This window comes from Neptuniibacter sp. UBA6509, assembly GCA_002435145.1.
Classification (GTDB): Bacteria; Pseudomonadota; Gammaproteobacteria; order Pseudomonadales; family Balneatricaceae; genus Neptuniibacter.
Genome location: DJLT01000065.1, coordinates 1 through 12,206 on the forward strand (window position 1 = coordinate 1; position 12,206 = coordinate 12,206).

Genomic DNA, 12,206 nt, shown 5'->3' on the forward strand with positions numbered 1-12,206 from the left:
GTTAGTTTTCACACGGCCTGTGCCCATAAGTGTCATTTATCTGTTTAAAGCCATTGAGGTCTAGCAAGGCGATCGTTAAAGGCTTATCTTGTCTGGTTGAACGCAATATTTCTTCAGCAAAAAGTCGTTCTAACTGATGTCGGTTATAAGTAGAAGTTAACTTGTCGTAAATCGAAACTTCTTCAACCTTTTGAAAAGCGATATGCAGTAACTCTTGTTGTGCATTAAATGCATGCTCAATTGTTAGAATCTCTTTCAGATCTGAATCAAGGTCTAGGCGTTCGTTCAGATCATGATGTCCCTCTGTCTCTTTTAGTTTGCGACCTAAACGTTGAAGGGGAGTGATCATGTGAGAGAGTAGCTCACGTGAAAGAGTTAGATATGAGGTGATCATCGTGACCGAGAATACGAGAAATAATCCTAGTAAAACTTCAGAAATAGGAATACGAATGCGATTTGCAGAGAACGTAACATCTAGAACCCCTGCAGTCTCACCTGCTGTAACGTTCTGATGGCATTGAAGGCATTCGTTTTCAAATTTTATAGCGCGGTAGTAATGGATCTGCTCTATTGACTCTATCTGTGTAGCGTCATCAGTTCCTGCTATATGCTCTTTGATTTCCGGCGTTAACTTGCGCCCTTTACCAAACTGCTTCTCGATGGCCTCACCGCGGTACATTGAATAAGTGATCCCGGGGGCGTCGTGGTTTAACTCATCAATGAGGTTGTTTATTTCTTCGTAACTAGCGCCTCGATTCATCGCCCCTCTAAGCTCTTTAAAAACAAGTTGTCCGAGGTATTGCCCTTCTTGGCGAAGATCTTTTTCAATCGATAAAAAAATGAGTAATAGAACAACTAAAACAGCAAACGCTGTGCTGATAAAAGAAGATCGATACAGGGAGCGAAACAGAGCGCTTTTAAGGTTTTTGACGGGTCGCATTATCTGAAATTTATACTTTATATGGTTTTTTATAATTTTTGTGAGTGCCTAGTTTACTTTATGTTCGGTTGCTAGCAAGTAGAAAAGCCATTCATTTAGTAAGTCATCTGCTTGGTACTACTTATATTACTCTATAGGGTGCTGTTTTTTTTGAAATACCTTGCGGATCGACTCGGCTGTGATACAATTCGCGCCGCGTTGGTAAGGAGCTTTCACAGCTCACCAATTGCAGGATGGTCAGGTGTCCGAGTGGCCGAAGGAGCACGCCTGGAAAGTGTGTATACCGCAAGGTATCGAGGGTTCGAATCCCTCCCTGACCGCCATTTATTCCTTTATAAAACAACAGGTTAGAAGCCTGCTTTGATTTCTTGGGGCGTAGATGGGGCATTTTCAGTATTTTCTTTACTGGAAAAGCCAAATATTTTATTCACCATGTCTGCCATTGGCGGCGCATCTTCCGGTATCCATTTAGCATAATGATCATCTAGCATCTTCGTGCTTGTATGTCCCATTTGTTTCGCAATCCAATCTTTAGATATTACGCCAGTAGACAGAAGCTGTGATGCAAACGTATGTCTCGCATGATTTGGGCCTCTATATCTCACCCCTGCTTTAATTAAATGATTACTCCAGAATCGTTCGCGAACTGTTCCATCACTCGCATGGGGCTGGCCTGTATTTGAGTTCCTCCAGATAGGCCTCCATCGTTCTTTTCTGATTGTTCTATTGTCTGCTTGCGTTACATCCAGCTCGAGCGGAGGAAGGGCGAAGGTGTTTTTCTTCTGATTTATGAGAGCATCAATAGCAGGCTTGAGTAATTCAATGTCACGAATAGAGCCTTTGGTTTTTGGTATTTTGTAATACCCCTTCACATTCCCCCTTTTTACTTTGATAACTCCACGATCCAAGTCAACATCATCCCAGCCAAACGCAATTAACTCTGACACACGAACACCTGTCCAGAATGCAAATTGCATCATTAAAATTTCTTGGGTTCGATGCGTCTTGGTGCTTAGTATTTTTGCGATCTCTTTTTTCGTGAAGGGATCAGGCTCTTGTTTGCTTACTGTGCGGTTGCCAATGTATTCAGTTGGGTTCTCTGTAATAACCCGGTCGGCTTTAGCGTCCGAAAAAACTCCTCTCATGATAATCATGATCTCATTAAGAGTTTTATTCTTAAGACTGCTTAGTTCGAGTGATATCCATCGCTCTATATCGCTTTTTGTAATCTCATGGATAAAACGGTCTTCAAAACCGGGTTTGATGTGTTTATTTGCTTTTGATTTGTAATTGTCATAAGTGCTCTTGGCTGTGGTTTCTTTTTTTACAGAGAGCCAATGGTCCACTCCTTCCGTTACTGTTCTTTTAATAGCAGAAGGGCCAGAGAATAATGCGGCTTTTTTTGAGTCAGGAAAGTGAGAGGCGTAATCAAACACGCCTGTCGCTATTTCGTGAAGTATTGATGCGCGCTTATTAGATGCAAATTTGATATTTGCTTTGGTTGGTTTCATCCCTTTAAGGGATTCGCGGCACCGCTGGCCGCGATAGGTGAAAACTAAACGTAGGGTATCCCCTCTTAACTCAATGCCCGTTGGCAGCTTGCTTGTAGCCATTTTCAACCCACCCATCTATTTCACGCCAATTGTAATAAACATTTTTATCAGGTCCAGTTTTCCAATGAACCCCTTCAATCCAGATCCCGCTTAAGCGTTTTTTCTTTAGCGCTTCGCTAGAAAATCCACTGATCTCAACGTACTTTGACGTCTTGACCCACTTGGGAAGTAATGTAGCTATAGCATTTGCAGTCATAGTCTCGTCCTATTGTTAAGCGGGTGTCCAGTCCGCCGATCATTAAGGGGATGAAACCCCTTAATAGATAATTATTCTTTCTAGTTAGTGCTAACCGATTCATAACACTACGTTATGAGTCCTGCTCTTCTTTAAAATGATGTTTTAGCGAAGCGGGTAACCAGTACTGCATTCCATATTCCGAAGAATAAAACATTAACGTAGTTTGGCCCATATAATGATCAAGGCCTTTGTATTCAACTAGGCCATGGCTAGTGCTCATGTAAGCACTTCCTTTTGTGTATTCTCTTTTCATGTCGCATCCTCATAATAATCTAATCATATCCGAGCCTCGCTATGCTCGCCCATTTTATCTTTGAGTTATTTGGAGTAGTGCCCGAAAGCAGTCACTACAAAGTAGATTCCTATTAAAAATTCTGCGGCGGCTAGAGCTGTTAGGCTGTTTTTTGTAAGCACAACATGCTTTCTTTTCTCCCAGCAAATCCCTGAGTGAGTAAAGAAAACTGCAATGCAAAATAAAATCATTAACCCCATTTAGTCGCACCCACATGCTGATACTGTTGCCGTCCAGCTATAATCAAATTTGGGTTCTAAGGTGCATCCTTCAGAAACCCATTGTCCTAGTATTTTCCCTGCATCTATTCTATCGGTGTTCTTGAGATCCATTGCGCCAACAACCCTTCCGCACTGGCAAATCGCTATATAGCCAACTGGCTTTTTCTTCATTTCATATCTCCCGCGCCAAATAACAAGGCGCTTAATAGGTTACGGGCAAAGTCGATCTGATCTTTCTAGAGCGAACTTTAAAAGTTCATCATCACCACTAAGCTGAGCAACCTTAATCACACCTTCCCAGAACCCATCCGCATATCGCTCATCATAAGAATCTTCTAGGCCGTGGGCGTATTTCTGTAGTTCTTCTAGGTCGAATTTAGGCATTCCGTTTCTTCCTATTCCATCGGCGGCTTACTGCGCGCCAGTCCCAGTATTGAGGGTTCATGCTGCCAAAGCCTCTCTTTGAATTTTATATGGGTTGTTAGCCCGAGCAATTGCCGCCATTGGGGGAGGGCTTACACTGTTGCCGCACATAAAGACCTGCTGAGTCTTTGTGAACTTTCGCCCGTCATGCCCGTGATTGATGATGTAGTTTGGCGGGAAGCCCTGCGCAGCGTAAAGCTCATGCGGCTGTAGCATTCTCATCTGAATATCGACAATCACATAGGGGGTGCCTTTGATAAACACAGTAACAAGAGCAAGCCGATCTTTGGTTGTAATGGTGTTTACTGGCTTATCAAGACTGTCTGCATTTGTACCGGTACCGTAGTAGCGAATTAGAAAAGCAGCACACCGCAGGGCGTTCTCCTCAACTTCACGGGAAAGCTTTAATTCCATTAATGCCGTCTTACCGCAACCTTTAGTCATGATGGTTGGTGCAGGCTTATCAACTGCCTGACCCGTACTTGAGCTGAACTGGCGAGACAAGAAAGCTGTAATAAGCTGCTGCTGACTACCGGTATTGGTAATAGTTGTTACAGGATCATCCATAGATTTTGAGTGCGTAGTATTAAAACCGCCATTAGCTTGAGCTAGAAATGCGGTTGCAAGCGCGAATCTATTTTCTGTTGTCTGTGTACGCAGCGGATCACCAATAGAATGCGCTCTATTCCCTTTTTGCTCGCCGCCATAGAAGGGGGTGAGTACTGGGGCAATAATGGAGAATGCGCCACCTTTGGGCCAAGCGGTGATAGTATTTAGCGGTCTATCGACAGCATGAATGCTTTCTTGGCTCCAGTTCGCAATGGGTACGATAAAAGGCTCGTTTCTGTCTAAAACTTCACGCTTAACCCCTTTAGCTATACGCTTCATGGTTGCATCAGCTAGAGGCTTTTTTCTACCGAATATACTGTTTCCCGGAATGCTCCAATCAATACATTCAGATGCGGTTCTGTACGCCTTCCTTGTTTTAGATGGCTTAGCCGCGTGAGTTGGGGCAGGCCATTCGATAGGCTGACCATCGCAGCGAGCAATAAGAAATAAGCGCTCTCTACTTGTCGGGGCGCCAAAGTCACAGGCTTTTAATAAACGGTGCTCAACTGTATAGCCTAGCTCCTCAAGGGTGCTGATGAATCTATTCCACGTTTGCCCTCTACGCTTTGGGTCGGGTACTAAGTGCTGATTATTGCGCGGCACGCTTTCACCAGGTTCAGCAACACGGTTAGACTTCTTTCCTGTAATAGGGCATTCAACAACCTCTAGCGTTACTACCCGGCCTGTATTCTTGCAGCGCTTAGCAATGAGCGGACCCCATTGGCGAATCTGCTTCACGTTTTCAAGGCTGATTACTCGAGGCTTCCCAATTCCCGCCCACTTATTAACGACCCATGAGAGGTTACGTATTTCTTTTTTGCGAGGCTGTCCGCCTGCTGCTTGGCTGTGGTGAGTGCAATCAGGCGAAGCATGGAACCACCCTATATTTCGACCCTTAAGAACTTCAACTGGATCCACTTCCCATACATCGGTTTGCAAATGCAAGCAGCCCGGGTGATTTGCTTCGTGCATGCTAATAGCTGCAGAATTGTGGTTAATAGCAAGATGAACAGGTCTTTCTAAACCAATCTCTATACCTGTGCTCGCACCGCCACCGCCTGCAAAGATATCGACATTTATTTCGTGATCGAATTCATCAAGAGGCAAGCCGTACTGTGTTCTGAAGTGTGCGTTTATGGCGTTCATTATCTCTTTACCTTCCTAGTACGGGAAATGCACCCCGAGGTGCATAACCCGTCTTTGTCACAAGTGGCGCAAGCCATTAAGCGGCTTCTTCGGTTTCTAATACGGTGCGCTTACCTTCAGGCGAAAGTTCAGATACAACACCATTACTTTCAAGCATATCCATCAAGCGCTCGGCGCGGTTGTAACCAATCTTAAATTTTCGCTGGATTGCTGTTATGGATGTTGATTGCGCTTCTCGCACAAACCCAACTACATCGTCATATAGCAACTCATCGTTATCATCGATAATGTCGGCCTGATCAGGCTGTGCCGAGGGCTTCATATCGTCACTAGATTCATATTGTTCCATTTCAGGAAGAAGAATCATGACCTGCTGACCTGTAGCGTCTGCTAAGTCATGGGCACCTGAAGATGCTCCCCCAAATACTTTAAGCTTGGCCTCAATAGCACCTTTAAATACAACTTGCTCTACTTTGGCCTCTACATAGCTTCGATTGTCGGCTGCAATCATTTTTACGCACTTTTCAACTAGCTCGGCTGTCTGCTTGTCGATTGAATCTATGAAGTCTTGTTGAGTTTCTTCACTCATTTTCTGCCAAACATCAGGCATTGCTTTCATCATGCTGGTGATGGTGCCCATTAAATCCGCTTGCATTGTGTGGCATGAAGTCACCAGAATATCGTCTTCAGGTAGCTCCACCATTGCTTCTATAAGGGCTTGCTCTACTTCTTCTGCATCTACTTGCTTAGGTGTATCGTTCATCGTTTCGTCCTGTCTTTCGTCCAATTGAGAGGGTGGTGCGGTTTAGGCTGCTTCGTCCAAAGCGAGCACTGCCCAGTACACTTCCATGCAGGCAAGCGTATCTGCCATTGCTGAATGTGCGTTTTCTAGATCTTTGCCAGTGAAGTGCTGATAAGCATCGATAAGCTTTGGATTTTTGCCGCCGATAATAGATTGAGCCATACGCATTGAGCAGTGATGATCATCTTTTACGGCCCATTTTTCCTGAACCTCTTCAGTGCTGTAGCGCTTCGCGGCAATACGAATAATTCGCTGGTCGAATGTCTTGTTGTAAGCCACTCGCTCAGCATCGCCAGCCATGGCAATAAGCATTTCAAATGCCAGATGCTCAGGAACGCCAACCGCTTGTGCATGCTCTGTGGTGATGCCATGAATAGCGCTAACCTCTTCAGGAATCTCCCAGCCTTCGGGCTTGATAATGACATCTAGCGTAGAGATAACCTCCTTGGTTTCAGCGTTGGCTAGAACAGCACCCAATTGAACTAGGTGAGGTTGAGCTTCGCTATCAGATGGCTCTTTCCATACAGGTAAGCCGGTAGTTTCAGTGTCGTAAAAAAGTATTGTTTTCATTTTTATGTCCAGTTTTTTGGGTTAATAAAATTAAGCTGCTTTACCTAGAGAGCTAATCGCATCGCTGTAACCGCTCCAGTTATCAACACCGTGAGCCTGTAGAGCTTCTAGCATGTCTCGAGCCTGCTTAAGCTCCATGTATTCGGTGTTGGTAATAGAAACCATTGCTTCCGCTGCTTTCCGGGTAGGGGCTGAAAAGCGAGGTGATGCCGTTTGTGCTTCTTGCTGAACCGGCTGTTGAATAGGTGATACAGGCTCTGCTTGCTGGGCGGGTTGGATTTCGGCTTTTGCCGCTAATGCTGCATTTTCCTGCTCTTTACGAATGCGAGCCTGCTCCTCTAAGCGGATCTGCTCGCGCTCTTGTTCCAGCTTGGCTTCTGCTTCACGTTTTGCTTTGGCATCAGCTTCAGCTTGAATGCGCTGGCGCTCTTTCTCTTGGCGTTCAATTTCAGCCTTTTCATGCTCAGCTATACGCATTTTTATAAGGTTGATAAGGTCATCGTTATCTTTAAGCACAAGCTCTGCATGATCGGAGAATAAAAACTTATGATCGCTTGCCAGCTCGGTGAGGCTGTCGAGGTTTTTACGAATGGTCGTGGATATTTCGTTGGCCTTGATTTTTAGATTAGCCACTTCGACATCAACAGCTTCTTGCATTTTTTCAAAGCTACGCTTGCCTTTAATTATTGCGTCCCAGTTAGCTGAGATATCAGAAACTATGATTCCGTTTATTGATTTGCTTAGCTCTACAAGGTGGTTCTGAATGGCTGCTTGCGCATTAGTGGTGATGGCAAGCTTCTTATCAGCTTTAGCTTTTTTTACCTGCCCCTCGCCATGAGATTGAAGCTTCTGAAGAATAGAGTCTGCTTGTTTAACGTAGCCATTGAATTCAGCCAAGCTTTCAAATGCAGTTTCTATTGCACCCGCTTTTGCTTTTAAGGATGCTCGGCCTTCTTTTACTGATTTATTGAAAGACTCTTTATCAGCAAAATCTTGGTCCGACTCAAGCACGATGCTCATCTGCTCATCTGCAAGATTTTGGATAGTTGGAATGTAGTCGCCTAGATTTGAAATAACTACTGAGCCTTCGACTTTACATTCGATAGAAGGGAATTTAGCCTGCTGCTTAGCCACAACTTTTTCTTTTTTCGCTTCTAGCTCATGAAACTCAAGATCAACTATAAACTGCTTCCAACCAGCTATAAGCTGCTCTCTACGCTCAGGAACTGAATGGTAAATCATGCTTTCACGTTTCGTAGCAGTGCCATCAGAAACCATAAAATGAACTTCTGTCGCATCAGCTACTAGCATTTGCTGCTCCAACTGCCAGTAATACTTAGCTTCAAGGACGCTATTACGGACGTTCTCCGCAAGCACTTCATTCCAGTCCTTATGCTCCCAGATGTAGCCGAACTCACCGTAGCCATCAAATGAGGCTAAGATTTCTAAGCCATCAATAACTACTAGGCCAACCTTTCCCGGTACATCTTCTAGCAGGTCCAATTCTAGTAGGGTTCTGGCCGACTCTTCGTGCTCATGGCCTTTATCAAATAAGCGTTGCTTAAATGAATCTACAGGGTTTGATTGCCAGCCTTTCTTTAAATCAAGTAGCTGGTTGCGGCTCATGAAGTTTGACGCACCCATCATTACAGGAGCTTCGCTTGCGCAAAGACAATTTAATCGAGCGTCAAGCCACTCATCAGAACCTTGTACTAAGTTTAGAAGCTTCATGTTATTCACCTATGCTGTTTAGTTGTTCAATTTGAGAATCGCTAAGGTAAGAACCTTTTCTTTTAACAAAGTCGATTATTTGGGTAGCGGTTTTATTACCTGACTTGATGGACTGCTCCCATTGAGGGAATGATTTTTCAAAGCGCTTATCTGGGTATACTTCAATAATTGAAGTTGAATCTGCAGAAGAGGAGCCACTTAGATTCATGTCCGAATCAAACTCTTTACCTGCCATTTCCTCAGCGGTAGGCTCTGCCCCAATTTCAGGCCAAGCCTTGCGCAAAGCTTGAGCTTCAGCGCACTTTGCTAGCTGCGCGAATGGGCGCTTCTTCCACATTGCGTTTGGGGCTTCTGATGCGGCTTTCTGAGTTGCGTAGTTCTCAAGCCAATATTCCGTGGCTTTATAAGAAACGCGTTCACCGCCAACTATTTTATATACAGTGTATTTGCACCACTCTGGATAGCGGATAGCAATTTTCTTGCCGGGCGTATATGCGTCTTCAAATTCTGCATCTACAGTTGGGCCGAATTCAGGCTCGTCAGCGCCAGCGTAATTGCCTGATCTGTCAGCTTGAATACGATAAAGGCCAATACCTGGCATTGGCACATCACGGAATTCTTTTTTACCTGTGTGTGCGTCCTTTACTTGCATTGGCACCAAATGGACAGGCTTAAGCATAATGTCCAATTTTCTTGCGTGACAATAATCAATTGCCATGACAATTGACTCAGACTTAGCGCCGGGATAGATCGTGCTACACAGAGCATTCCATGTAGATTCATCTATTCCTCTTTCTGCCATGGCAGGGTTTTGTTCTTTCCATGCTGCTAATTGTTGACTCATTTTATTCCCGTCCTTACTTAATGAATTTGAGCGTGAGATCTCCCGTTCACTCGCTCTATTGAAGCCTTGCTACATCCCCGTAGACTTTGGCTCCAATATGGATAATCTGTGCTGTGCGCTTGCGGCGGATATATCGAAGGCACTTACCTTGCTTTGCAGCCAGCCCAATTACTTCGTGAACCGGCTTTTCTTTAAGCGCCTCAAAAATATCCATAACTAAGCCGCCTTTTGTGCTTGCTGAGCTTCTAATTGCTCAATGCGCTGAACTAGCTCAAGAACAACCTTCGGAGAAACTGCTTTAAACCAAAGGTCTTTATTGCTTGCTGGAGTTTCGCCAAGCTTGGTCATGTCTCTCATGGTTTCTGCTAGGCCTTTAAGTTGATCAGTAGTCATGATTAAAACCCCGCTGCTTGAAGAGCGTTAGCTTCTAAAGCTGAAGCTTTAAGCTCTTCGAGGTTAAGAGAAAGTTTGCGGATGATGGCGCACTTTGTAGCCAAAGAATTAAGCACCTGAAGGCGCTCAATATTTGTTTTAGAGAAACAATAAGCCATTGCTTTTTCTAACTCTAAAATGACGTGTTCAGGTGAGCACTCGATAGCTAATACTTCGCGCTCTTCATCAGATAGGTAGCCGCTTGTTTCGCTTGCGATATCTAAATCAGACTGCTCAATCCAGTAGATCTCCCTCTGGCAATCCTGAATGCTCAAGAGCTTACTGTTCAGAAAGACCTCGCCAGTATTGAATGCAAGGCTTAAGGCTGCGTTAGTGACTAAATCAAAATCTTCCTGATTTAGGCCGCCCACCTTCTTAGCTCCAAAATGCTGAAGCATCATTCCTTCCATGTATTGATTTAATCCTGCTGTAGTCATCGTCCCGCTCCTTAACTGTTTGCTATCTCAAGTACGGTAAAAATTAGAAACGCCGTAGGCATTAAAAGAGCTATCATTGCGTAAGCTTTTTCTTGCACTTTGCTACCTATTACAGTTTTAACTTGCAATTAAGATTACAAGTTAAACTTTAATCTTGCAAGTCTTTCTTGTAATGAAATATATATTGATTCGGTTAGGCTGTGATTAGCTGGCAATAAATAAAGGATTTTTTGATGCTAAAAGCAGGATGCTTAGTGCTGGGGTTGATGGCTTCAGTATCACAAGTGGCGACAGTTGAAAGGGTGGTTAGTGTTTATGATGCTGATACATTTAGGGTGGATATTCATAATTGGCCTGATCCTATTGGGTTAAATATGCCGATAAGAGTTAAAAGTGTTGATGCTCCTGAGATTCGCGGGAAATGCGCAAATGAAAAAGCGCAGGCTAAAGCTGCCCGAGACTATGTGCGGAAGCTGTTGGGTAATGCAGATCGGATAGAATTGCTAGATATAGAGAGAGGTAAGTATTTCAGGCTACTGGCAAGAGTTAGAGTAGATGGCAAAGACCTTGCGCGGCTTTTGGTCATAGAGGGGCACGCCAGACCGTATGATGGAGGGGCTAGGGAAGGATGGTGCTTCTAGTCCTCAAAAACATACCTTGCGGGCTTTTGGAATGGGTTAACGGCAGTTGAGAAGTTATATTTAGGCATACCTGCAAGCTTCTTGCATACAACATGAAGCATTCGTGCAGCTTGATCGGATTGGGTCTCTGTTATCTTATCCATAACGCACTCTTCGTATGAGTCGTGCTTGCTAAAATAAAAGAATGCAGATGTAGCAATTATACCCGCAAGAAAACCATTGATAAGCAAAAAATGGTTCTTATTAAGCTTCTTCATCCTTGAGTCCTTGTTTAAATATCACCCATCAAAACTTTAACCGCTCGCCCAATAATGCGAAGTCTTTCAAAGTTATTGTGAGAAATTATTTCGTCCTGATAGCTTGGATCGCCTTTATTGTCGGAACTGATAATCCAACTACCATCTGTCCGCTTATGAAGGCGTTTTACTCTTAATTCATCATCCGTTGCGATAGCGTAGACCTTGCCGCTTATTGGCTTCTTGTCTGAGGTATCAATAAGCAGCTGATCTTTATCGTGCAGGCGAGGGAGCATAGAATCCCCGCAAACAGACACTACAACTAACGAATTTTTATTTATTCCAGACCACAAGAAGTCTTGAGGGATTTGAACCCAGTCTTTCACGCTTTCGGTATCTATACTGGTGCCGTTCCCAGCTGCCAGCTCTACATCTAATACAGGAATATTAATAAGCGATTGGCTTTCCGCACCTAGAGCTGTATCGGTAGCACTTCCAAATAATAGCCACTCTTTTGAGCATATAAGCTCTCGCTCAAGAGCTTCTAAGCGCTTGCCGCGAGGCGATGTTCTGTCGTTGACCCACTGCTGAACTGATTGAGGTGTAACGCCAAGGCGGCGCGCCAATTCAGAGAGGTTTAGTCCAAGCTCACCAACTCGGGTTTGTATGCGTGATCCGATCGTATCCATAAAAACAATTCTACAAGGTGTGCTTGTAATAAGCATTTTAAGAAAAACTTGCAATTAGTTTGCGTCTTGTTTAAAGTTTTACTTGTAAATAAATATTAAGCATTACAGGTAACGCCATGAGCGCAATTAAAAGAGCTATCAAAATACTAGGAAGCCAGACCGCCTTAGCTGAAGAGTTAGGGGTTACCCCGCAAGCCGTTCAGCAATGGGAAGCTTCTGGCACCGTTCCTGTAAAACGAGTTATCGAGATTGAAAAAGCAACAAATGGCAAAGTTTCTCGCCAGAAATTAAGACCTGATATTTATCCTTCTGAAGCCCAATCTCATAAAGCAGCATAGCAAA

At 44.1% G+C, this 12,206-nt stretch carries 17 protein-coding genes and 1 tRNA gene; 3 read left to right on the forward strand and 15 right to left on the reverse strand.

From position 1 onward, the window contains the following. Position 1: 1 nt before the first annotated feature. The gene (locus B4K11_RS08405; RefSeq protein WP_292948925.1) at positions 2-940 is read right to left on the reverse strand and encodes a GGDEF domain-containing protein; all 939 of its coding nucleotides are present in this window, start codon (positions 938-940) and stop codon (positions 2-4) included. A 235-nt stretch (positions 941-1,175) separates the two neighbouring features. Here B4K11_RS08405 and B4K11_RS08410 point away from each other — a divergent pair. Further along, positions 1,176-1,263 (forward strand) — tRNA-Ser (locus tag B4K11_RS08410). A 24-nt stretch (positions 1,264-1,287) separates the two neighbouring features. On the opposite strand, the gene B4K11_RS08415 is transcribed toward B4K11_RS08410, so the two are convergent. The 12 genes from B4K11_RS08415 to B4K11_RS08470 form a co-directional block, all read right to left on the reverse strand. Next, positions 1,288-2,553 (reverse strand): site-specific integrase, encoded by a 1,266-nt coding sequence (locus tag B4K11_RS08415; protein WP_292949004.1) that lies wholly within the window; start codon positions 2,551-2,553, stop codon positions 1,288-1,290. Beyond that, positions 2,522-2,749 carry an excisionase family protein gene (xisR, locus tag B4K11_RS08420; protein ID WP_292948927.1) on the reverse strand — a complete coding sequence of 76 codons (228 nt, stop codon included), beginning with the start codon at positions 2,747-2,749 and terminating at the stop codon, positions 2,522-2,524. The genes B4K11_RS08415 and xisR overlap by 32 nt, the downstream gene beginning before the upstream one ends. A gap of 112 nt (positions 2,750-2,861) precedes the next feature. Further along, on the reverse strand, positions 2,862-3,044 hold the full coding sequence (locus B4K11_RS08425) for a hypothetical protein (protein WP_292948929.1): 183 nt from the start codon (positions 3,042-3,044) through the stop codon (positions 2,862-2,864). A 470-nt stretch (positions 3,045-3,514) separates the two neighbouring features. Then, positions 3,515-3,688, reverse strand: coding sequence for a hypothetical protein (locus tag B4K11_RS08430; RefSeq protein ID WP_292948931.1), 174 nt, complete (start codon positions 3,686-3,688; stop codon positions 3,515-3,517). Positions 3,689-3,745: 57 nt separating this feature from the next. Next, the gene (locus B4K11_RS08435; protein ID WP_292948933.1) at positions 3,746-5,482 is read right to left on the reverse strand and encodes a DNA cytosine methyltransferase; all 1,737 of its coding nucleotides are present in this window, start codon (positions 5,480-5,482) and stop codon (positions 3,746-3,748) included. A 76-nt stretch (positions 5,483-5,558) separates the two neighbouring features. After that, a complete protein-coding gene (locus B4K11_RS08440) occupies positions 5,559-6,245 on the reverse strand; it encodes a DNA translocase FtsK (RefSeq protein ID WP_292948934.1) in 687 nt (228 codons plus the stop codon). 42 nt (positions 6,246-6,287) lie between these two features. Beyond that, the gene (locus B4K11_RS08445; protein ID WP_292948935.1) at positions 6,288-6,854 is read right to left on the reverse strand and encodes a 3'-5' exonuclease; all 567 of its coding nucleotides are present in this window, start codon (positions 6,852-6,854) and stop codon (positions 6,288-6,290) included. Positions 6,855-6,884: 30 nt separating this feature from the next. After that, a complete protein-coding gene (locus B4K11_RS08450; RefSeq protein ID WP_292948938.1) occupies positions 6,885-8,585 on the reverse strand; it encodes a hypothetical protein in 1,701 nt (566 codons plus the stop codon). A 1-nt stretch (position 8,586) separates the two neighbouring features. Next, the gene (bet, locus tag B4K11_RS08455; RefSeq protein ID WP_292948941.1) at positions 8,587-9,429 is read right to left on the reverse strand and encodes a phage recombination protein Bet; all 843 of its coding nucleotides are present in this window, start codon (positions 9,427-9,429) and stop codon (positions 8,587-8,589) included. A 55-nt stretch (positions 9,430-9,484) separates the two neighbouring features. Continuing rightward, the gene (locus tag B4K11_RS08460; RefSeq protein WP_292948943.1) at positions 9,485-9,643 is read right to left on the reverse strand and encodes a hypothetical protein; all 159 of its coding nucleotides are present in this window, start codon (positions 9,641-9,643) and stop codon (positions 9,485-9,487) included. Positions 9,644-9,645: 2 nt separating this feature from the next. Next, entirely contained in the window at positions 9,646-9,822 is a 177-nt protein-coding gene (locus B4K11_RS08465) for a hypothetical protein (RefSeq protein WP_292948946.1), read from the reverse strand. Positions 9,823-9,824: 2 nt separating this feature from the next. Further along, the gene (locus B4K11_RS08470) at positions 9,825-10,298 is read right to left on the reverse strand and encodes a hypothetical protein (protein ID WP_292948949.1); all 474 of its coding nucleotides are present in this window, start codon (positions 10,296-10,298) and stop codon (positions 9,825-9,827) included. Between the two features lie 233 nt (positions 10,299-10,531). Between B4K11_RS08470 and B4K11_RS08475 the strand changes: the two genes are divergently transcribed. Continuing rightward, positions 10,532-10,939 (forward strand): thermonuclease family protein, encoded by a 408-nt coding sequence (locus tag B4K11_RS08475; protein ID WP_292948951.1) that lies wholly within the window; start codon positions 10,532-10,534, stop codon positions 10,937-10,939. On the opposite strand, the gene B4K11_RS08480 is transcribed toward B4K11_RS08475, so the two are convergent. Together B4K11_RS08480 and B4K11_RS08485 are read right to left on the reverse strand one after the other, a co-directional pair. After that, positions 10,936-11,196 carry a hypothetical protein gene (locus tag B4K11_RS08480; RefSeq protein ID WP_292948954.1) on the reverse strand — a complete coding sequence of 87 codons (261 nt, stop codon included), beginning with the start codon at positions 11,194-11,196 and terminating at the stop codon, positions 10,936-10,938. The genes B4K11_RS08475 and B4K11_RS08480 overlap by 4 nt on opposite strands. A gap of 14 nt (positions 11,197-11,210) precedes the next feature. Beyond that, positions 11,211-11,864 (reverse strand): S24 family peptidase, encoded by a 654-nt coding sequence (locus tag B4K11_RS08485; protein WP_292948956.1) that lies wholly within the window; start codon positions 11,862-11,864, stop codon positions 11,211-11,213. 116 nt (positions 11,865-11,980) lie between these two features. Here B4K11_RS08485 and B4K11_RS08490 point away from each other — a divergent pair, with 116 nt between their 5' ends. Beyond that, complete coding sequence (locus B4K11_RS08490; protein ID WP_292948958.1) at positions 11,981-12,202, forward strand: transcriptional regulator; 222 nt, start codon at positions 11,981-11,983, stop codon at positions 12,200-12,202. Positions 12,203-12,206 lie beyond the last annotated feature (4 nt).